The sequence below is a fragment of the Pseudomonas sp. FFPRI_1 genome, assembly GCF_055384485.1.
In genome coordinates this window covers 4,657,873-4,678,641 of record NZ_AP029168.1, presented here as the reverse complement: position 1 = coordinate 4,678,641, position 20,769 = coordinate 4,657,873, and the positions used below count along the sequence as shown (strand labels likewise).

The window sequence follows — 20,769 nt, the reverse complement described above, 5'->3', positions numbered from 1 at the left end:
CGCCGCCAGCGGCGACGATCAAACAAGGGGAGGGATCCGGCCCCGCCAGGGCGGCAGGGCCGGAGGACGTATCAGAGTTTGGGCAACTGGCCGATCCGGCCCATCATCTCGGTGACGATCTGCAGGTCGAGCAGGAACTGGTCGACGGTCTTGAACTCGCCGTCGGTGTGGCCGGTGTACTTGACCTCGGGACGTGCCAGGCCGAATTGCACGCCATTGGGCAGCTCATGGACCGAGGTGGCGCCGGCCGAAGTGCCGAAGGCGTGTGCCATGCCCAGGTTCTCGCTGGCCACGGCCAGCAGCGCCTTGACCCATTCACCCTCGGGGTTGCGGTACATCGGTTCGGCGATGGAGTAGTCGAAGGCCACGGCGGTGTGGGTCTGCTTGCTCCAGGCACTGAGCTTGTCGGCAATCTCGCCCTTGAGCTTCTCCGGCGACTTGCCCTTGGGCACCCGCAGGTTGACCGCCAGCTTGAAGGCCTTGTCATCCATGCCGACGTAGGTCAGGGAGGCAGTCAAGGGCCCCATGAAGGCATCGGCGAAATCCACCCCCAGTTTCTTGCCCAGGTAGTCCAGGCCCCAGTTGTCGGCGGCGTAGCGGGCCGCGTCGGTGATCTCGTTGTGCTTGAGGGCGACCTGGCCGTCGAGGCTGTGGATCAGGTCCAGGGCCCGCGCCACCGGGTTGACCCCCGACTCGGGCTCGGAGGAGTGGGCGGAGACCCCGGTGACGGTCAGCTTGACGTCCTTGCCGTCGACCTTGGCGCTGACCTCGAAATTGCCGCCATGGCGCTTGGCATACTCGCTGCCGGCCTTCTGCAGGCTGGCCGCCAGTTCCGCGGGCTTGTCCGTGGCAAACGTGGCCACCGAGGCCGAAGGGATCTGGTTGGTGGCCAGGCCGCCGGTCAGGCCGGTGATGGTGGCGCCTTTACCCTCAGCGGCCCGCCGGGGGAAGTTGGCCATGACCGTGCCGTAGCCTTTTTCGGCGATCACCACCGGGTAGCCGCCATCCAGGGCCAGGTTGTAGTTGGGGGTCGGGTTGTGTTCGAAGTAGTAGGGAATGGCGTCGCCGCTGGTTTCCTCGGTGGTGTCCACCAGCAGCTTGAAGTTGCGCGCCAGGGGCAGCTTCTCTTCCTTGATCACTTTCATCGCGTAGAGCGTCACCACGATGCCGTTCTTGTCGTCCTCGGTACCGCGGCCATACATGCGGTCGCCGATCAGGGTGACCTTGAACGGGTCGAGGCGGGTGCCGTCCTCAAGTACCCAATTCTCCGGGGTCACCGGCACCACGTCGGCATGGGCGTGAATGCCCACCAGTTCATCGCCACTGCCGTTCAGGGAGATCTCGTAGACGCGGTTGTCGACGTTGCGAAACTTCAGGTCGAAGGCCTGGGCCAGGTCCTTGATCTTGTCGGCGATCTTGGTGAATTCGGGGTTCTCGTGCTGAGGCACGCCGTCCACGCGAAAGGTCGGGATGGCCACCAGCTCGATTAGGGTCTGGGTGGCCGCCTTGCCGTACTTGATCCGGGCGTAGAGGCCCAGCAGGCGGTGGATCTCGTCCTGCTGTTCGGCGGACAGCTTCTGGTTGCCGAGGAAGGCGTCGATGGCTGGGCTGAGGTTGGCGCTCTTGCCCAGCTCGCTCTTGCCGAGGTTGCCGAGGAACTGGCGGAAATCCTTGACCGAGGTGTCGCTGAAGGTCTTGAGAATGGCCGCGTTCTGTTGCGGGGTGAGGTTGGCCTGAGCGACGCCGGTGAAGGATGACAGGCCGGCGAGCAGCAGAGTGGCCGCGGCCAGGTGCTTGAGTGAGAAATCCATTGTTGGGGGGCATTCCTTTGTCGGCTGGATAAGAAGTATCTGCTCTCTGGTGCAGAAACTTTCCCACGCTAACACCACCAGGGAGGGGGACGGGAGCCCTGAATGTGGGATCTGTCGCACAGAAACGCAAAAGCGGCGCACAAACGAAAAACTGCCCCGGGCGGGCTATCCGGTGCTTGGTTCGGGAAAGGGCAGAAGAGGCGGCCTGGGTCGGCCTGGGTCGGGCACTGTGCCTGGAGCGGGGCGCGCCGATGCTGGCGCGCCCCGCTGTTGCGGCTAGATCAAGGCGCGACGTTCCACGGGCGGTCGCCGTGTTCGTCCTTGATGCGGGTTGGCAGGCCCATGAGGTCCAGCGCCTCGAGGAACGGCTCGGCGGCCAGCTCCTCGACGTTGACCATGCGCTGCACATCCCACTGGCCACGGGCCACCAGCAAGGCCGCGGCAACGGGCGGCACACCGGCGGTGTAGGAAATGCCCTGGCTGTCGGTCTCGGCGTAGGCTTGCTCGTGGTCGGCCACGTTGTAGATGAAGACTTCGCGCGGCTGGCCGTCCTTGGTGCCCTTGACCAGGTCACCGATGCAGGTCTTGCCGGTGTAGCCCGGGGCCAGGGACGCCGGGTCCGGTAGTACCGCCTTGACCAGCTTGAGCGGTACCACTTCCAGGCCTTCGGCGGTCTTCACTGGCTGCTCGGAGAGCAGGCCCAGGTTGCGCAGGACGGTGAACACGTTGATGTAGTGCTCGCCGAAGCTCATCCAGAAACGCACGTTGGGCACGTCGAGGTTCTTCGACAGCGAGTGCACTTCGTCATGGCCGGTCAGGTACAGGTTCTGCGAGCCGACCACAGGCAGGTCGTCGGTGCGCTTGACTTCGAACATGCTGTTGCTGGTCCACTGGCTGTTCTGCCAGCTCCAGACCTGCCCGGTGAATTCGCGGAAGTTGATTTCCGGGTCGAAATTGGTGGAGAAATATTTGCCATGGGAGCCGGCATTGACGTCGAGGATGTCGATCGAATCAATGCGGTCGAAATGCTGTTGCTTGGCCAGGGCTGCATAAGCGTTGACCACGCCCGGATCGAAGCCCACGCCGAGGATGGCGGTGACATTCTTCTGCTGGCATTCCTCGAGGTGCTTCCACTCGTAGTTGCCGTACCAGGGCGGTGTTTCGCAGATCTTGCCCGGCTCTTCGTGGATCGCGGTGTCCAGGTAGGCGGCGCCGGTATCGATGCAGGCACGCAGCACCGACATGTTGAGGAAGGGCGAGCCGACGTTGATGACGATCTGAGACTCGCTCTCGCGGATCAGCGCCTTGGTCGCTTCGATGTCCAGTGCGTCGAGCGCATAGGCCTTGATGTCCGCGGGCTGTTTGAGGCTGCCCTTGGCCTTGACGCTATCGATGATGGCCTGGCATTTGGAGATGTTGCGCGACGCGATAGCAATACGACCGAGTTCGTCGTTGTGCTGCGCGCACTTGTGGGCCACCACCTTGGCGACACCTCCTGCACCAATGATAAGAACATTCTTCTTCAATTTATTTACTTCTCCTCGTGACCTGTCCGCTCAGGAAAGGCTGGACAGGTAGTCTTCGAAACCAAACTCGCGTACCACCTCGATGCTGCCATCGAGTTGTTTCACGACAATGGACGGCATTTTCAGACCGTTGAACCAGTTTTTCTTGACCATGGTGTAACCCGCCGCATCAATGAACGACAGTCGATCGCCGATGGCCAGCGGACGATCGAATTGGTATTCGCCGAAGATGTCTCCGGCCAGGCAGGACTTGCCGCACACCATGTAGGTATGTTCGCCCGCACTCGGTGACAGCTTGGCGTTCAGGCGATAGATCAGCAGGTCGAGCATGTGGGCTTCGATGGAGCTGTCCACCACCGCCAGGTGCTTGCCGTTGTACAGGGTGTCGAGCACGGTCACTTCCAGGGACGCGCTCTGGGTGATCGCCGCTTCGCCCGGCTCCAGGTAGACCTGTACGCCGTACTGCTCGGAGAAGGCCTTGAGGCGCGCGCAGAAGGCGTCCACGTCGTAGTCTTCGCCGGTGAAGTGGATGCCGCCGCCGAGGCTGACCCACTCGACCTGGTGCAGCAGGTGGCCGAAGCGTTCCTCGATGGTGGACAGCATCTGGTCGAACAGGCCGAAGTCGCCGTTCTCGCAGTTGTTGTGGAACATGAAGCCCGATATCTGGTCGATGACCTGCTCGATCTTCGCCGGGTCCCATTCGCCGAGGCGGCTGAACGGCCGTGCCGGGTCGGCCAGCAGGTAGTCCGAGCTGCTCACCTGGGGGTTGACCCGCAGGCCGCGGACCTTGTCGGCGCTGGCGTCGGCAAAGCGCTGCAGCTGGCTGATGGAGTTGAAGATGATCTTGTCGCAGTTGTCGAGCATGTCCTCGATTTCATCGTCGGCCCAGGCCACGCTGTAGGCGTGGGCCTCGCCTGCGAACTTCTGCCGGCCGAGCTTGAGCTCGTACAGCGACGACGAGGTGGTGCCGTCCATGTATTGCTGCATCAGGTCGAACACCGACCAGGTGGCGAAGCACTTGAGGGCCAGCAGGGCCTTGGCGCCGGACTGCTCGCGCACGTAGGCGATCTTCTGCATGTTGACCAGCAGCTTCTGTTTGTCGATGAGGTAGTACGGCGTTTTGATCATTTCAAGAGCTCCGGCAGGGGCAGCCAAAAAGGTACGCATTGTGCCTTCAGTGCCTGCAGATCGAAAGCTCGGAAATGTATTTTCGTCGGACACCGGTCCAGGTGCTTGCGTCCCCTGGCCAATGCATGCGATGAGGTGTGCTTCACAGGGTTGTGAGCGGCGCCTTGGCGGTCCGGGCGCGCCGCGGCCACTGGCTGGCGGAAGGTCGTGGGTCCATAACAGAACAATCGATAACGGAAAGCGCCATGAGTGATCAGCCCGAGCCTCGCAACCCCCTGGAAGACGACCGTTTTCGCCTGCTGGTCGAAGCCGTGGTCGACTACGCGATCTACATGCTCGACCCTCAGGGCCGGGTGATCAGCTGGAACAGCGGCGCTCGGCGTTTCAAGGGCTACCAGGAGGCGGAAATCCTCGGTGCGCACTTTTCCTGCTTCTATACCCCCGAGGATCGCCAGGCGGCGATGCCCGAGCGGGCGCTGCGCATAGCGCAAAGCGAGGGGCGATTCGAGGGCGAGGGCTGGCGGCTGCGCAAGGACGGCTCGCGCTTCTGGTGCCATGTGGTGATCGACACCATCCGTGACGCCCGGGGAACGCTGATCGGCTTTGCCAAGATCACCCGCGACATGACCGAGCAGCGCATGGCCGAGCAGACCCTGAAACAGAGCGAACAGCAGTTCCGCCTGTTGGTACAGAGTGTCACCGACTACGCGATCTACATGCTCGATGCCGGTGGTCGGGTCAGCAGTTGGAATCCGGGGGCGCAACGGATCAAGGGCTACGCGCCGGAGGAAATCATCGGCGAGCATTTCTCGCTGTTCTATACCCCCGAGGACCGGGCCAATGGCGAGCCGCAGAACACCCTGGCGATTGCCGAGCGCGAAGGGCGGTTCGAGAAGCAGGGCTGGCGCATGCGCAAGGACGGCACCCGGTTCCTCGCCCATGTGGTGGTGGACCCGATCCGCGCCGACAGCGGCGAGCTGCTGGGGTTCGCCAAGATCACCCGTGACATCAGCGAGGTGGTGGCCGCGCAGCAGCAACTGGAAATCGCCCGCGAAGCCTTGTTCCAATCGCAGAAGCTGCAAGCCATTGGTCAGCTCAGCGGCGGCATTGCCCACGACTTCAACAACCTGTTGACGGTGATCCGCGGCAACCTCGAACTGCTGCGCAAACGGGCTGGCGACGATCCCCGGCTGTCGCGGCTGGTGGACAATGCGCTGTTGGGCACCGAGCGCGGGGTCACCCTGACCCAGCGCATGCTGGCCTTCGCCCGGCGCCAGGAACTCAAGACCGAAGCCGTGGACCTGGGCCAGCTGGTGCGCGGTCTCGAGGGCCTGCTGTGCAGTTCGGTGGGGCCGCAGGTGGCGGTGCAACTGGAGGTGCCCGAGGACCTGCCGCGGGTGCAGGCCGACGTCAACCAGCTGGAGCTGGCCCTGCTCAACCTGGCCAGCAACGCCCGTGATGCGATGCCGGGCGGTGGCCGGCTGCTGATCCGCGGGCAGCTGCGCAGCGCCGCCGGCGATCTGCCCCAGCAGCAGTATGTGTGCCTGTCGGTGATCGACAGCGGCGAGGGCATGGATGAACAGACCCTGGTTTGCGCCGCCGAACCCTTCTTCACCACCAAGGGTTTGGGCAAGGGCACCGGGCTGGGGCTGTCCATGGTCCACGGTCTGGCAGAACAGCTGGGCGGCCGCCTGGTGCTCAAGAGCAGCAAGGGCCAGGGCACGGCCGCCGAACTGTGGCTGCCCCTGGCCAGTTGCGAGGAACCTGTGCAGCCCGCGGCGCCGAGCGCCGGCTTCAGCCCCTTGCTCAGGCCCATGTGCGTGCTGCTGGTGGACGACGACAGCCTGGTTCTCAACAGCACCACCTTGCTGCTGGAGGACCTGGGCCATCGAGTGATCTGCGCGACCTCCGGGGCCCAGGCCCTGGACTGTTTCCGGGAGCATCCGGAGATCGACCTGATGATCACCGATGTGGCCATGCCACAGATGGACGGTGAACAGCTGGTGGTGGCGGCACGCAGCCTGCACCCTGAACTGCCCATCGTCCTGGCGACCGGTTACGCCCAGCATCTGGGTGGCCTGGCGGCAGGCCTGCCACGGCTGTTCAAGCCCTACACCCAGGTGCAGTTGACCGCGGCCCTGGCCCAGGCCCTGGGGTAGTCGGCAATGGCCCCGGGCAGCCCCGCCTCTGGCGCGGCAGAGTGAGGCCCGGCTTGGCCTGCAGGCCCCGGGCTGCCTCGTTTTTTCTTAGCCAGCGAGCACATTTTTAATATTTTTCCTTCTTCGGCGTCTGTCGCACCATCTGCTGCATCCGACCCGCACCCGGGCTCTGAACAGGGCGACCAGCCATTGCACTGGCGCTCACCGTCTCGCAGAAGGACACAGACATGACCGTAGAACAGATACACGTGGATACCCTGGTGGTTGGCGCGGGCCAGGCCGGCGTGGCCATGAGCGAACACCTGAGCACCCTCGGGGTGCCGCACCTGGTACTGGAACGCAGCCGGGTGGCCGAGGCCTGGCGCACTGGCCGCTGGGATTCGCTGGTGGCCAACGGGCCGGCCTGGCACGACCGCTTCCCGGGGCTGGAGTTTTCCATCGACCCCGACGGCTTTGCCGCCAAGGACCAGGTGGCGGACTACTTCGAAGCCTATGCGCAGAAAATCAACGCGCCGATCCGCACCGGCGTTGAAGTGCGCAAGGTGCTGCGCAACAGCGGGCGCCCGGGCTTTACCGTCGAGACGTCTGCGGGGGTGATCCAGGCCAATCGGGTGGTGGCGGCCACCGGCCCCTTCCAGCGGCCGGTGATCCCGCCGATCGCCCCCAGGGACAGCGCCCTGGAGCAGATCCACTCCGCCGATTATCGCAACCCGCAGCAACTGCCCGCAGGCGCGGTGCTGGTGGTGGGGGCGGGCTCGTCGGGGGTGCAGATCGCTGATGAGCTGCAGCGCGCAGGTCGCCAGGTCTACCTGTCGGTGGGCGCCCATGACCGGCCGCCGCGCTCCTATCGCAATCGCGATTTCTGCTGGTGGCTCGGGGTCCTGGGGGAGTGGGACGCCGAGATCGCCAAGCCGGGCCGCGAGCACGTGACCATCGCGGTCAGTGGCGCCCGTGGCGGCCAGACCATCGATTTTCGCGCGCTGGCCCATCAGGGCATCACCCTGGTGGGGCTGACCCGCGCCTTCGATGGCCAGCGGGTCAGCTTTCAAGCGGACCTGGTGGAGAACCTGGCCCGGGGCGACGAGAACTACCTGGCCCTGCTGGATGCGGCGGACGCCTACATTGCCCGCAATGGGCTCGACCTGCCGCTGGAGCCCGAAGCCCGCCGACGCCTCCCGGACCCGGACTGCGTCCAGCAGCCGCTCCTCGAACTCGACCTCGCGGCGGCGGGGGTCACCTCGATCATCTGGGCCACCGGTTATGCCGTGGATTTTACCTGGCTGCAGGTCGACGCCTTCACCGAGCACGGCAAGCCCCGGCACCAGCGCGGCGTTTCCAGCGAACCCGGGATCTACTTCATCGGCCTGCCCTGGCTGTCGCGCCGCGGCTCGTCGTTCATCTGGGGCGTCTGGCACGACGCCAAGCACATTGCCGATCACATCGCGACGCAACGCAAATACCAGGCCTACAGCGACGCGGCGCAGCAGCCGGCGCCCGCTGAAAACCAGGCCAAGACCTTCAGCCCCGTGGGAGCCCTCTGATGCCGACTCATACCCGTATCCGCATGTTCAACACCAAGGACACTTACCCCAACCAGTCCCTGGACAACGACCTGTGCCAGGCCGTACGCGCCGGCAACACGGTGTACGTGCGCGGCCAGGTCGGCACCGATTTCGACGGTCGGCTGGTTGGCCTTGGCGATCCTCAGGCCCAGGCCGAGCAGGCCATGAAGAACGTCAAGCAACTGCTGGAGGAAGCCGGCAGCGACCTGTCCCACATCGTCAAGACCACCACCTACCTCACTGACCCGCGCTACCGCGAGCCGGTGTACCAGGAGGTGGGCAAGTGGCTCAAGGGGGTGTTCCCGATTTCCACTGGGCTGGTGGTCTCGGCCCTCGGCCAGCCCCAGTGGCTGATGGAGATCGACGTGATCGCGGTGATTCCCGAGTAAGGCTTCAACCTTCGATTCAACGACGCCGGGTTGGGCGTCCAGGCGGCCCTTGGGGCCAAGGAGAGTTCATGACTTTTTCCATCGTTGGCCGCTGCGCCGAAACCGGCCAGCTGGGTGTGGCCATCAGTTCCTCGAGCATCGCCGTCGGCGCCCGCTGCCCCTGGCTGCGGGCCGGGGTCGGTGCGGTGGCCACCCAGAACGTGACCCTGCCGGCCCTCGGCCCGCAGATCCTCGACCTGCTGGAAAGCCACAGGCTCGAGCCCGGCGCAGCCCTGGACAAGGCGCTGGGCAGCAATGGCTGGAGCCAGTATCGCCAGGTCACGGTGATCGACGGCCAGGGGCGCACGGCGCTGTTCAGTGGCCAGGAAGCCCTGGGCCAGCATCATGCGCTGGCCGGCGAACAGTGCGTCGCCGCCGGCAATCTGCTGGCCGCTCCCGAGGTCATCGAGGCCATGGTCCAGGCTTTCGAGCAGACGCCGGGGATGCTGGTCGAGCGCTTGCTGGCCGCCCTGCACGCAGCGATGGCCGCCGGCGGTGAAGCGGGGCCGGTGCACTCGGCGGCGCTGTCGGTGGTGGACGACCTGACCTGGCCCATCGTCGACCTGCGGGTGGATTGGGCCGATGAGGATCCGATCGGCCAACTGGAGCGTCTCTGGCAGGCCTACCGACCCCAGATGCAGGACTACCTGACCCGGGCCCTGGATCCCACGGCGGCCCCGAGCTACGGAGTGCCCGGCAATGAATGAGCCTTCGAGCCGCGCGTTGCTGGCGCGGCTGGTGGGGTTTGCCACGGTCAGCCGCGACTCCAACCTGGAGTTGATCGGCTTTGTCCGTGACTACCTTGCCGGGTACGGAGTCGACAGCGAGTTGATCTACAACCCGCAACGGACCAAGGCCAACCTGTTCGCCACCATCGGGCCCACGGATCGTGGCGGCGTGGTGCTGTCCGGGCACACCGACGTGGTGCCGGTGGACGGCCAGGCCTGGACTCTGGAGCCCTTTGTCCTGACCGAGCGCGAAGGGCGCCTGTACGGGCGTGGCAGCGCCGACATGAAAGGCTTCATCGCCTCGGTGCTGGCGGCGGTGCCGAACCTGACCCGGCGCACCTTGCGGCTGCCGGTGCACCTGGCGTTCTCCTATGACGAGGAGGTGGGTTGCCTGGGGGTGCGGCCGATGCTTGAGCAACTGCAGCAGCGGCCGCACAAGCCGCTGCTGTGCCTGATCGGCGAACCCACCGAGCTGCGCCCGGTGCTCGGCCACAAGGGCAAGCTGGCCATGCGTTGCCAGGTGCGCGGCGCAGCCTGTCATTCCGCCTATGCGCCCTATGGCGTCAACGCCATCGAATATGCGGCGCGGCTGATCGGCAAACTCGGCGACATTGGCACCCGCCTGGCCCGCCCGGAGCACCACGACCGGCGTTTCGATCCGCCGTTTTCCACGGTACAGACCGGCCTGATCAAAGGCGGCCGGGCCTTGAACATCGTGCCGCAAGACTGCGAATTCGATTTCGAGGTGCGCACCTTGCCCGGAGATGACGCCCAGGCCGTGGTGGATGAACTGCAGCGCTACGCCGAGGGCGAGTTGCTGCCCGGGATGCAGGCGGTCCAGGCCGATACCGGTATCGGCCTGCAGCCGTTGAGCGCCTACCCGGGGCTGGCCACTGCACCTGACAGTGACGCGGCCGAGCTGCTGGCGCTGCTCAGCGGCTCGCGGGAGTTCGGCACCGTGGCCTTTGGCACCGAAGGCGGGCTGTTCCATGAAGCCGGCATTGCCACCGTGGTCTGTGGCCCGGGCAGCATGGAGCAGGGGCACAAGCCCGACGAATTCATCAGCATCGAGCAGTTGCACGGCTGCGACGCCATGCTGATGCGCCTGGCCGATTGGCTGGAGGGTCCTGCCTGAGCCTGATGCTGTTCATTCAACCTGGCGCACCCAGGGCTTGGCTGGTGAGGCGGGTTGCGGTGAAACAGCCTGTTGTGGCGAGCCAGCGTGCTTCGGCGCGAGGGCATAGCCATCGCAAAATCTGCCAAGGCAACGGGCCTTGACACCACCTTCTATGGAACGGACGGCGGTGGCAGCAGGCGCCGCCGCCACGGGGGCAAACGCTTCGCTCAAGTGGGCGTTGGGGTGGGGCGCCAGGCCGCCTGACTGCAGAGCTTTTTCATTGGGTTCGAGCATATTTTTAGTATTTTTCCTCTGGCGCGCAGTGACGCACCATCGTTCCCGACTCCGATAACAACCAGGCCGTTGCAACGGTCGACGAGGGTATGCAGCGTGTTCGATCTCGGTTATTGGCAGCAACGAGCTGCCCGACAAACATTCACTGACCAGGCGCTGATTGGCGGCCGTCACCTATCGGCGCAAAGCGGCGCCACCTTCGACGCCATCAACCCGGCGAACAACCAGCTGCTGGCGCGGGTCAGTGCCTGCGGCGAGGTCGAGGTCGACCTCGCCGTCGCCGCCGCCCGCCAGGCGTTCGAACAGGGGCCCTGGGCGCGCATGGCGCCGGTGGAGCGCAAGAGGGTGCTGCTGCGCCTGGCCGAGCTGATGCTTGCCCATCGCGAAGAGCTGGCCCTGCTCGAATCCCTGAACATGGGCAAGCCGGTGATGGATGCCTGGAACCTCGACGTGCCCGGGGCCGCCAATGTCTTTGCCTGGTATGCCGAAAGCATCGACAAGCTCTACGACCAGGTGGCCCCCTCGGGCATTGACAGCCACGCCAGTATCCGCCGCGAGGCGCTGGGGGTGATCGGCGCCGTGGTGCCCTGGAACTTCCCCCTGGACATGGCCGCCTGGAAACTGGCGCCGGCCCTGGCGGTGGGCAACTCGGTGGTGCTCAAGCCCGCCGAACAGTCGCCGTTCTCCGCACTGCGCCTGGCCGAGCTGGCCCTGGAGGCCGGGGTGCCGGAAGGCGTGTTCAACGTGGTGCCGGGCCTGGGCGCCGAGGCCGGTCGCGCCCTGGGCCTGCACCCGGACGTGGACTGCCTGGTGTTCACCGGCTCCACCGAGGTGGGCAAGTACTTCATGCAGTACTCGGCGCAGTCCAACCTCAAGCAGGTCTGGCTGGAGTGCGGCGGCAAGAGCCCGAACCTGGTGTTCGCCGATTGCCAGGACCTGGACCTGGCCGCCGAGAAGGCCGCCTTCGGCATCTTCTTCAACCAGGGCGAGGTGTGCTCGGCCAACTCGCGCCTGCTGGTCGAGCGCAGCATTCATGACGAGTTCGTCGAGCGCCTGCTGCTCAAGGCCCGGGACTGGATGCCGGGCAACCCCCTGGATCCGGCCAGCCGTGCCGGGGCCATGGTCGACGCCCGCCAGACCGCCAGCGTCATGGGCCATATCCACGGCGCCCGGGAGCAGGGCGCGCAACTGGCCTGTGGCGGTCGCCAGCGGCACCTGGACGGCAGCGACAACTTCATCGAGCCGACCATCCTCACCGGGGTCCACAGCCAGATGGCCATCGCCCGCGAAGAAGTGTTCGGCCCGGTACTGGCGGTCACCCCCTTCGACGATGAGCAGCAGGCTATCGGCCTGGCCAACGACAGTGTCTATGGCCTGGCCGCCTCGCTGTGGAGCGACGACCTCAACCGCGCCCACCGCGTTGCCCGCCAACTGCGGGCCGGCACCGTGTCGGTGAACACCGTGGATGCCCTGGACGTCACCGTGCCTTTTGGCGGTGGCCGGCAGTCGGGATTCGGCCGCGACCTGTCGCTGCACGCCTTCGACAAATACACCCAGCTGAAGACCACCTGGTTCCAGCTGCGCTGACGCGGACTCGATGCCTTGCGACCCGCGGTACGGGTCACCCATGGCGCCGCCCGCCGCGGTTCAAGCCGCGGCACGGTGGCGCCGCACCTGCCGGATCACCGGCAGGCCCACAACAATAAAAAATGGAGTGTGTGCCATGACTGCAAGTGTCTCCAACGGGGTGGCGAGCCCCGTGCGCAATGGCGGGTTGCGCCGGGTGCTGGGCCTCGGCTCGCTGGTCTCGGTGGCCGTCGGCCTGGTGGTGTCCCAGGGGGTAATGGTGCTGATGCTGCAAGGGGCGGGGATGGCCGGGCTGGGCTTCTTCATCCCGCTGCTGCTGGCCTACCTGCTGGCCCTGACCTATGCCCTGTCGTTTTCCGAACTGGCGCTGATGGTGCCCCGGGCCGGCAGCCTGAGCAGCTACACCGAGGTGGCCATCGGGCATTTCCCGGCGATCCTCGCGACCTTCTCCGGCTACATGGTGGTGGCGATGTTTGCCCTGTCCGCCGAACTGCTGCTTCTGGATTTGATCATTGGCAAGGTCTACCCCGGCGCGCTGCCGCCGATGCTGGTGGCCTACGGAGTGCTCGGCCTGTTCACCTTGCTCAACCTGTTGGGCATCGATGTGTTCGCCAAGCTGCAGACGGTGCTGGCGGTGGTGATGGTGGTGATCCTGCTGACCCTCGGCCTGGGCGCCGTGAGCAGTGCCCAGGCCGACCTGCAACTGCCCCTGGACCAGGGCTGGAACCCCCTGCAAGTCGGCGCCCTGGCCCTGGCAGCCATGGCCATCTGGGGGTTTGTCGGTGCCGAGTTCGTCTGCCCGCTGGTGGAGGAAACCCGCAACCCGGAGCGCAATATCCCGCGTTCGATGATCATCGGCCTGAGCGTGATCTTCCTGGTGATTACCCTGTATTGCCTGGGTGCCTTGCTCTGTGTCCCGCGGGCGCAACTGGCCAGCGATCCGCTGCCGCATTTCCTGTTCGCCACCACGGTGTTCGGTGAGGCCGGCAAGCTGTTCCTGGTGGGGGCGGTGATCACCGCCACCTGCAGCACGGTCAACTCGTCCCTGGCGGCGCTGCCGCGGATGCTCTACGGCATGGCCCAGAACGGCCAGGCCTTTCCCCAGTTCAAGCGCCTCAGCCCCCGGGGCCGCACGCCCTGGGTGGCGGTGCTGTTCGTCGCCGCGCTGACCGGCCTGCCGATCCTGCTGCTGGGCCAGGACCCGGACTCCATCAGCCTGCTGCTGTTGGCCGCCGCCCTGGCGTGGCTGCTGGCCTATATCGTCGTGCACATCGACGTGATCGCCCTGCGCCAGCGCTACCCCGATGCGCCACGGCCGTTCCGCTCGCCGTTCTACCCCTGGCCCCAGGTGCTGGGGATCGTCGGCATGCTGTTTGCGATCTACCACGTTTCCCCATCCCCCGAGATGACCGCGCGGATCTTCGGCAGTGCCGGCGTGGTGCTGGGGGTGATTTCGCTGATCGCCGTGGTCTGGATCAAGCTGGTGATGCGCAAGCCGCTGTTCGTTCCCGAACCGCTGCTGCCCGGCGAACCGACCACCGCGACCCAACCTTCCCTTGAACCCGCCTACCGTGCAGGAGAATGACCATGAGCACCGCCACTCAACAGCCGCAGCCGGCCGCGCCCCGCAGCACCCAGGATTACCAGGCCGCCGACGCCGCGCACCATATCCATGCCTTTCTCGACCAGAAGGCGCTGAACGCCGAGGGCCCGCGGGTGATCGTCCGCGGTGAGGGCCTGCACCTGTGGGACAACGACGGCCAGCGCTACCTGGACGGCATGTCCGGCCTGTGGTGCACCAACCTGGGCTACGGCCGCAAGGACCTGGCCGCTGCCGCCAGCGCCCAGCTGGAGCAACTGCCGTACTACAACATGTTCTTCCACACCACCCACCCGGCGGTGGTGGAGCTCTCCGAGTTGCTGTTCAGCCTGCTGCCCGGGCACTACAGCCACGCCATCTACACCAACTCCGGGTCCGAGGCCAACGAGGTGCTGATCCGCAGCGTGCGCCGCTACTGGCAGATCCTCGGCCAGCCGCAGAAGAAGGTGATGATCGGCCGCTGGAACGGCTACCACGGCTCGACCCTGGCGGCCACGGCCCTGGGCGGAATGAAGTTCATGCACGACATGGGCGGGCTGATCCCGGACGTGGCGCACATCGACGAACCCTACTGGTTCGCCCACGAAGGCGACTTCACGCCCGAGGAGTTCGGCCTGCGTTGCGCTCGCCAGCTGGAGCAGAAAATCCTCGAACTGGGGGCCGAGAACGTTGCCGGTTTCATCGCCGAGCCGTTCCAGGGCGCGGGCGGCATGATCTTCCCGCCAGACAGCTACTGGCCGGAGATCCAGCGCATCTGCCGCCAGTACGACGTGCTGCTGTGCGCCGATGAAGTGATCGGTGGTTTCGGCCGCACCGGCGAATGGTTCGCCCACCAGCATTTCGGCTTCGAGCCCGACACCCTGTCCATCGCCAAGGGCCTGACCTCCGGCTACATCCCCATGGGCGGGCTGGTGCTGAGCAAGCGCATCGCCCAGGTGCTGGTGGAGCAGGGCGGGGTGTTCGCCCACGGCCTGACCTATTCCGGGCACCCGGTGGCAGCGGCGGTGGCCATCGCCAACCTCAAGGCCCTGCGCGATGAAGGGGTGGTGAGCCAGGTCAAGAACGATACCGGCCCCTACCTGCAGCAGTGCCTGCGGGAAGTGTTCGGCAACCACCCGCTGATCGGCGAGATCCAGGGCACCGGGCTGGTGGCCGCCTTGCAGTTCGCCGAAGACAAGGCCAGCCGCAAGCGCTTCGCCAACGAGAACGACATCGCCTGGCGCTGCCGCACCCTGGGCTTTGAGGAGGGGGTGATCATTCGCTCGACCTTCGGGCGGATGATCATGGCCCCGGCCCTGGTGGCCAGCCGTGGCGACATCGATGAGCTGGTGGACAAGACTCGGCGTGCGGTGGAACGCACCGCGCAGGAGCTGGCGGCGGGCACCTTGCCTGCGGCCTAGGGCATTGCCCCCTGGCTGAAAAAAAACACCCCGCGAAGCTTGGCGCCTTGCGGGGTGTTTTTTTTGCCTTGGCGCTGGCAGGGAAGTCTTTCCTGCTGCAACGCCCAGGGCGCGGGCGGTTAGCCTGTGGCCAGGAACTAGAACTTGCCGTTCAGGCCGATGCGGAACATATCGCTGCGTTCATCGGAGCCCAGGGCCGTCTTGTAGGAGACCCCCAACTGCCAGGCGCGTCCGAGGTTGAAGTCCAGGCCCAGGTCGAGGTCGGCGAAATCGCTGTCCTGGGAGTCGGGCTTGAGCCGGTACAGCAGGCCTTCGTCGCCCTGGTCGGTGTAGCGCATCTTGTAGTCGCTGGTGGTGCTGAAGTTATGACCCCAGGCCAGGCCGACCTTGGGCGTCACCACGCCGACCCGGGTCATGAAGTCGTAGCCCGAGCGCAGGCCCAGGTACGAGGTGAAGTTTTGCTGGCGCTGCTCGTCATAGGACAGCCCATAGATACCGCCGCCGTTTTCACGGAAGGCATCCAGGCGCGTGCTGCTGGCATTCAGGCGGCTGTAGGGCGTCAGCGACAACGGACCCTGGCGATACTCATAGCTGGCGGTCAAGGAGGCGAACAGTTGGTCGGCATCCCGGGAACCGCGGGCATAGTCGTCATTGCTGCCGGTGATGTAGCGGCGCGAGTCGAAGCTGATGCGGTTATAGCCCAACAGGCCATCGACAAATACCTGAGGCGCCAGGTTCAGGCTCAGGTAGGTGGCGATGCCAATGGCATCGGCATCGCTGCGGGTCTTGTTGCTGCCGATCTCGCTGCGGTCATTGCCGTAGCCGATCCCGACACCGGCCACCGCCGATGGCGACAGGCGATAGTCGACACCGGCGCTCAGGCCCAGGGTGGTGAAGCTGTTGTTCCGGGCGCCGCGGGCGTGGGTCGAGCCGACGTTGACGAAACCGTCGCTCCAGAAGGCCAGGGCATCCTGCTTGCACGAGTCCTGCTCGGCGGCTGCGGCTGCGCGTTGTTCCTGCTCGGTCTGGTGCGCCGAATCCCCCAGCTGGTTCTGCACCGCCTTGGCAATTTCTCCCAGAGGCACGTCGCGGCCGTCCTTCCTCAGGCTGGCATTGAACGAATTACGGTCGCACTTCATCTGGTGCAACTGCTCCATGCGACGGTTGAAGTTGTCCATCTGGGTGCTGGCAAAGCGTTCCGCCGCGCGGCTCTGGGCGTTGAGCAGGCCGATCACTTCGGCGTCCTTGCTCGGGTCGGGGCGAGCCTGAACGACAAAGCTCATGGTCCCGGCGGCACTGGAGCCACTGCCGTTGCGCAGGCTGAAGCGGACCACCGCGGTGCCGGCGAAGGCGGCCGAGGGCACGAAGCGCATCGAGAACGGGCCCATCATCATCGCCCGCCCCGCCGAGGCCGGAGTCACGCTGCCCAGGTCGGCCTGAGTGAACGGCCCGCCAGTGGCGCCCTGGGTCAGGTCGACGGTGACCGACTGCCCGGAGCTGAGCACCTGGCTGGAGGACGGCACGGTGATCGGCACCACCGCGATGGTGATCGAATAGGCGTGGGTGCCGGTGGCGCCATTGGCGTCGGTGGCGGTGATGGTCAGGTTGCTGGTGCCACTGCTGCTGGGGGTGCCGCTGATCAAACCGCTGGCCGGGTCGAGACTCAGGTTGGCCGGCAGGCTGCCAGCGCTGACGCTGAAGCTGTAAGGCGCGGTGCCACCGGTGGCGCTGAGGGTGGCGCTGTAGGGGCTGCCCGCGGTGCCGGCGCCCAGGGTGCCGGGGGCCACCACCAGGGTTGGCGCGGTCACGGTCAGGGTCACGGTGGCCGGGCTCGAGGTGCCGCCGGCGTTGCTGGCGGTGTAGGTGAAGCTGTCCGTCCCGGAGTAACCCGCGGTCGGGGTATAGCGGATGCTGGTGCCACTGGCGCTGGCGGTACCGTGGCTGGCGGCAGTGGCCACCGCGACGCTGCTGGCGCTGCCGCCGCTGAGGTTGAGGGTGATGGCGTTGGCGCTGCTGTTGGCGCTGACCGTGGCGTTGACCGCGCTGGCGATCGGCGCATTGATGCCGATGCTGGTGCTGTAGGCGGTGCTGCCGTTGGCGCCGTTGGCGTCGGTGACCCGTACCGTGAAGCTGTAGGTGCCGGCGCTGCTCGGGGTGCCGCTGAACACCCCGCTGCTGCTCAGGGTCACGCCGCTGGGCAGCGAGCCGCTGAGCAGGCTGTAGCTATAGGGCGCAGTGCCGCCGCTGGTGCTCAGGCTGGCATTGAAGGCGCTGCCCACGGTGCCGTTGCCCAGGGCTGTGGCAGTCATCACCAGGGTTGGCGGGCTCACGGTCAGGGTCACGGTGGCCGGGCTCGAGGTGCCGCCGGCGTTGCTGGCGGTGTAGGTGAAGCTGTCGGAACCGGAGAAGCCGGCGTTCGGGGTGTAAGTGATGCTGGTGCCACTGGCGCTGGCGGTACCGTGGCTGGCGGCACTGGCCACCGCGACGCTGCTGGCGCTGCCGCCGCTGAGGTTGAGGCTGATGGCGTTGGCGCTGCTGTTGGCGCTGACCGTGGCGTTGACCGCGCTGGCGATCGGCGCATTGATGCCGATGGCAGTGCTGTAGGCGGTGCTGCCGATGGCGCCGTAGGTGTCGGTGACCCGCACCGTGAAGTTGTAGCTGCCGACGCTGCTCGGCGTACCGCTGAGCCCTCCGCTGCTGTTCAGGGTCACGCCGTTGGGCAGGGTGCCGCTGAGCAGGCTGTAGGTGTAGGGCGCGGTGCCACCGCTGGCGCTGAAGGTGGCATTGAACGGGCTGCCCACGGTGCCGTTGCCCAGGGTCGCCGGGGTCATGTTCAAGGTCGGCGGGCTCACCGTCAGGGTCACGGTGGCCGGGGCCGAGGTGCCGCTGGCGTTGGTGGCGGTGTAGGTGAAACTGTCGGAGCCGGAGAAACCGGCGGTCGGGGTGTAGCTGATGCTGGTGCCGCTGGCGGTGGCGCTGCCATGGCTGGCCGCGCTGGCCACGGCCACGCTGCTGGCGCCGCCGCCGCTGAGGTTGAGGGTGATCGGATTGGCGCTGCTGTTGGCCGCCACCGTGGCGCTGACGGCGCCGGCCACAGGTGCCTGGACGACGATCACCAGGGTATAGGCCTGGGATCCGGTGGCGCTGTTGGCGTCGGTGGCGGTGACGGTCAGGTTGGCCGTGCCACTGCCGCTCGGCGTGCCGCTGATGACCCCGCTACTGGTGTTCAGGCTCAGGCCGCCCGGCAGGGCCCCGGAGGTGATGGCAAAACTGTAGGGCGCGTTGCCGCCCGAGGCGCTGAGGCTGACGCTGTAGGCAACGCCGAGGGTGCCGTTGCTCAGGGACCCGGGGCTCAGGCTGATGCTTGGGGCGCTGACGGTGATGCTCACCGTGGCCGGGCTCGATGTGCCGCTGGCATTGGTCGCGGTGTAGGTGAAGCTGTCCACCCCGGAGTAGCCTGCGGTGGGGGTGTAGCTGATGCTGGTGCCGCTGGAGGTGGCGCTGCCATGGCTGGCCGCGCTGGCCACGGCCACGCTGCTGGCGGCGCCGCCGCTGAGGTTCAGGGTGATCGGGTTGGCGCTGCTGTTGGCGGCTACCGTGGCGCTGACGGCGCTGGCCACCGGCGGTACGCCGCTGATGTTGATGCTGTAGGCGCGAAAGCCCGTGAAGCTGCTGGCGTCGGTGGCACGCAGGGTGAAGTTGAATGGCCCTGACGCGGTCGGGGTGCCACTGATGACCCCCGCCGAACTGATGGACAAGCCGCTGGGCAGGGTGCCGCTGCTGACTGCATAGGTATAGGGCGCGGTACCGCCAGAGGCGCTGATGGTGGCGCTGTACGGCGTGCCCTGGGTGCCGTTGCTCAGGGTCGTCGGGGTGATGCTGATGGTGGGCGCAGTGACGGTGATGCTCACGGTGCCCGGGCTGGAGGTGCCACTGGCGTTGGTCGCGGTGTAGGTGAAGCTGTCGGAACCGGAGTAGCCGACGCTCGGGGTGTAAGTGATGGTGGTGCCGCTGGCGGTGGCGGTGCCGTTGCCGGCCGCACTGGCCACGGCCACGCTGCTGGCGGCGCCGCCGCTGAGGTTCAGGGTGATCGGGTTGGCGCTGCTGTTGGCGACCACCGTGGCGCTGACGGCACCGGCAATCGGGGGCAGGCCATTGATCAGCAGGCTGTAGGCGCGCGAGCCGGTGGCGCCGTTGGCGTCGGTGGCGGTGATGGTCAGGTTGGCCGTGCCACTGGCACTGGGCGTGCCGCTGATCAGGCCGCTGCCGGTGTTCAGGGTCATGCCGGCCGGCAGGGCGCCGGCGGTGATGGCGTAGCTGTAGGGTGCGGTGCCACCCGAGGCACTGAGGTTCTGGCTATAGGCCGTGCCCTGGGTGCCGTTGCTCAGGGTACTCGGGGTCACGGACAGGACGGGCGGGCTGACGGTAATGGTCACGGTGGCCGGGCTGGAGGTGCCGCTGGCGTTGGTGGCGGTATAGGCGAAGGTGTCGCTGCCGGAGTAGCCGGGGGTTGGCGTGTAGGTGATGGTGGTGCCGCTGGCCGTAGCAGTGCCGTGCGCCGCGGCGGTGGAGACGGCCACGCTGGTGGCCGCGCCACCGCTCAGGCTCAGGGTAATGGAGTTGTTGCTGCTGTTCGCCGCTACCGTGGTGCTTACCGGGCCAACCGTCGGAGCCGGCACGCTATAGGTATAGCCATTGGTCAGGGTGGCGGTGCCGCCCGGGGTAGTGACCGACACGTTTACCGCGCCAGCGGCATGGGCCGGGGTGGTGGCGGTGATGCTGGTGGCGTTGGTGACGCTGTAGCTGGTGGCCGCCACCCCACCGAAAGTGACGGCAGTGGCGCCGGTCAGGTTGGTCCCGCTCAGTACCACCGAGGTGGCGCCGGCGGTGCTGCCGTTGTTGGGCGCCACCGAGGTCAGGGTCGGCGGGCCACTGGCACCGACCACCAGGGTGTAGGTGGCGACACCGGCCTGGTTCAGGCCGTCATTCAGGGAAATGGCGAAGGTGTAGCTGCCGGCCGTGGTCGGTGAGCCGGACAGGGTCGTGGTGTGGCTGTTGGGCGAAGGGTTGAGGGTCAGCCCCGGCGGCAGGCAGATCTGCGTGCCGTCATAGCTTGGGTCGTCGATGTCGCATTCGTACCAGCCGTCCAGCGGAGTCGCGCCGCCGGTGGCGGTGATGGTGACGCTCATGGATTGGTTCACCGCCACCGGTGCCAGGGTGGTGCCCGTGGCCGGAGAGACAATGACCGGGCGTGCTGCCATCGCCTGGCTGGCCATGGTCATCGCACAGAACAGCAGGAACAGCGCGACCAGTCTTTTTGCCAGCCTGCTACCGGAGGTGGTGAGGGGTGTTCTCATTGGGGCTTCCTGCCATACGGCTATTGTTGCGGGCGTGTCCTGCTCCGTTGCAGGGCTGCGCACCGATGGAAC

General features: G+C 66.4%; 12 protein-coding genes. 8 read left to right on the top strand and 4 right to left on the bottom strand.

What is annotated here, in order from left to right; all coding sequences use genetic code 11:
• Positions 1–71: 71 nt before the first annotated feature.
• The 3 genes from ACZ5BO_RS20715 to nspC all read right to left on the bottom strand — a co-directional run bounded on the left by ACZ5BO_RS20715 (position 72) and on the right by nspC (position 4,465).
• On the bottom strand, positions 72–1,811 hold the full coding sequence (locus ACZ5BO_RS20715; protein WP_464696343.1) for a dipeptidase: 1,740 nt from the start codon (positions 1,809–1,811) through the stop codon (positions 72–74).
• A gap of 281 nt (positions 1,812–2,092) precedes the next feature.
• Positions 2,093–3,337 carry a saccharopine dehydrogenase family protein gene (locus ACZ5BO_RS20710; RefSeq protein WP_025129851.1) on the bottom strand — a complete coding sequence of 415 codons (1,245 nt, stop codon included), beginning with the start codon at positions 3,335–3,337 and terminating at the stop codon, positions 2,093–2,095.
• Positions 3,338–3,367: 30 nt separating this feature from the next.
• Positions 3,368–4,465 carry a carboxynorspermidine decarboxylase gene (gene nspC / locus ACZ5BO_RS20705; protein ID WP_464696342.1) on the bottom strand — a complete coding sequence of 366 codons (1,098 nt, stop codon included), beginning with the start codon at positions 4,463–4,465 and terminating at the stop codon, positions 3,368–3,370.
• Between the two features lie 245 nt (positions 4,466–4,710).
• On the opposite strand from nspC, the gene ACZ5BO_RS20700 reads away from it, so the two are divergent.
• The 8 genes from ACZ5BO_RS20700 (at position 4,711) to ACZ5BO_RS20665 (ending at position 15,340) form a co-directional block, all read left to right on the top strand.
• Positions 4,711–6,624: a hybrid sensor histidine kinase/response regulator gene (locus ACZ5BO_RS20700; RefSeq protein ID WP_464696341.1), complete on the top strand. Its 1,914-nt coding sequence runs from the start codon at positions 4,711–4,713 to the stop codon at positions 6,622–6,624.
• A 227-nt stretch (positions 6,625–6,851) separates the two neighbouring features.
• Positions 6,852–8,165 (top strand): flavin-containing monooxygenase, encoded by a 1,314-nt coding sequence (locus ACZ5BO_RS20695; protein ID WP_464696339.1) that lies wholly within the window; start codon positions 6,852–6,854, stop codon positions 8,163–8,165.
• Positions 8,165–8,575 (top strand): RidA family protein, encoded by a 411-nt coding sequence (locus tag ACZ5BO_RS20690; protein ID WP_025129855.1) that lies wholly within the window; start codon positions 8,165–8,167, stop codon positions 8,573–8,575. Before ACZ5BO_RS20695 ends, ACZ5BO_RS20690 begins: the two co-directional genes overlap by 1 nt.
• A gap of 68 nt (positions 8,576–8,643) precedes the next feature.
• Positions 8,644–9,321: a DUF1028 domain-containing protein gene (locus tag ACZ5BO_RS20685; RefSeq protein WP_025129856.1), complete on the top strand. Its 678-nt coding sequence runs from the start codon at positions 8,644–8,646 to the stop codon at positions 9,319–9,321.
• Positions 9,314–10,477 carry an acetylornithine deacetylase gene (gene argE / locus ACZ5BO_RS20680; protein ID WP_025129857.1) on the top strand — a complete coding sequence of 388 codons (1,164 nt, stop codon included), beginning with the start codon at positions 9,314–9,316 and terminating at the stop codon, positions 10,475–10,477. Before ACZ5BO_RS20685 ends, argE begins: the two co-directional genes overlap by 8 nt.
• Positions 10,478–10,849: 372 nt before the next feature.
• The gene (locus ACZ5BO_RS20675) at positions 10,850–12,340 is read left to right on the top strand and encodes an aldehyde dehydrogenase (protein WP_464696338.1); all 1,491 of its coding nucleotides are present in this window, start codon (positions 10,850–10,852) and stop codon (positions 12,338–12,340) included.
• Between the two features lie 136 nt (positions 12,341–12,476).
• On the top strand, positions 12,477–13,925 hold the full coding sequence (locus ACZ5BO_RS20670) for an APC family permease (RefSeq protein ID WP_464696337.1): 1,449 nt from the start codon (positions 12,477–12,479) through the stop codon (positions 13,923–13,925).
• A gap of 2 nt (positions 13,926–13,927) precedes the next feature.
• Positions 13,928–15,340 carry an aspartate aminotransferase family protein gene (locus tag ACZ5BO_RS20665; RefSeq protein ID WP_025129860.1) on the top strand — a complete coding sequence of 471 codons (1,413 nt, stop codon included), beginning with the start codon at positions 13,928–13,930 and terminating at the stop codon, positions 15,338–15,340.
• 137 nt (positions 15,341–15,477) lie between these two features.
• Here ACZ5BO_RS20665 and ACZ5BO_RS20660 read toward each other — a convergent pair whose 3' ends face one another.
• Positions 15,478–20,697, bottom strand: a complete 5,220-nt coding sequence (locus ACZ5BO_RS20660) for a putative Ig domain-containing protein (protein WP_464696336.1) — start codon at positions 20,695–20,697, stop codon at positions 15,478–15,480.
• Between the last annotated feature and the right edge of the window lie 72 nt (positions 20,698–20,769).

Bases quoted from the DNA above. Each gene is read 5' to 3' on its own strand.
- ACZ5BO_RS20715 (WP_464696343.1), bottom strand. From the start codon at position 1,811: ATGGATTTCTCACTCAAGCACCTGGCCGCGGCCACTCTGCTGCTCGCC.
- nspC (WP_464696342.1), bottom strand. From the start codon at position 4,465: ATGATCAAAACGCCGTACTACCTCATCGACAAACAGAAGCTGCTGGTC.
- ACZ5BO_RS20700 (WP_464696341.1), top strand. From the start codon at position 4,711: ATGAGTGATCAGCCCGAGCCTCGCAACCCCCTGGAAGACGACCGTTTT.
- ACZ5BO_RS20695 (WP_464696339.1), top strand. From the start codon at position 6,852: ATGACCGTAGAACAGATACACGTGGATACCCTGGTGGTTGGCGCGGGC.
- ACZ5BO_RS20690 (WP_025129855.1), top strand. From the start codon at position 8,165: ATGCCGACTCATACCCGTATCCGCATGTTCAACACCAAGGACACTTAC.
- ACZ5BO_RS20685 (WP_025129856.1), top strand. From the start codon at position 8,644: ATGACTTTTTCCATCGTTGGCCGCTGCGCCGAAACCGGCCAGCTGGGT.
- argE (WP_025129857.1), top strand. From the start codon at position 9,314: ATGAATGAGCCTTCGAGCCGCGCGTTGCTGGCGCGGCTGGTGGGGTTT.
- ACZ5BO_RS20670 (WP_464696337.1), top strand. From the start codon at position 12,477: ATGACTGCAAGTGTCTCCAACGGGGTGGCGAGCCCCGTGCGCAATGGC.
- ACZ5BO_RS20665 (WP_025129860.1), top strand. From the start codon at position 13,928: ATGAGCACCGCCACTCAACAGCCGCAGCCGGCCGCGCCCCGCAGCACC.
- ACZ5BO_RS20660 (WP_464696336.1), bottom strand. From the start codon at position 20,697: ATGAGAACACCCCTCACCACCTCCGGTAGCAGGCTGGCAAAAAGACTG.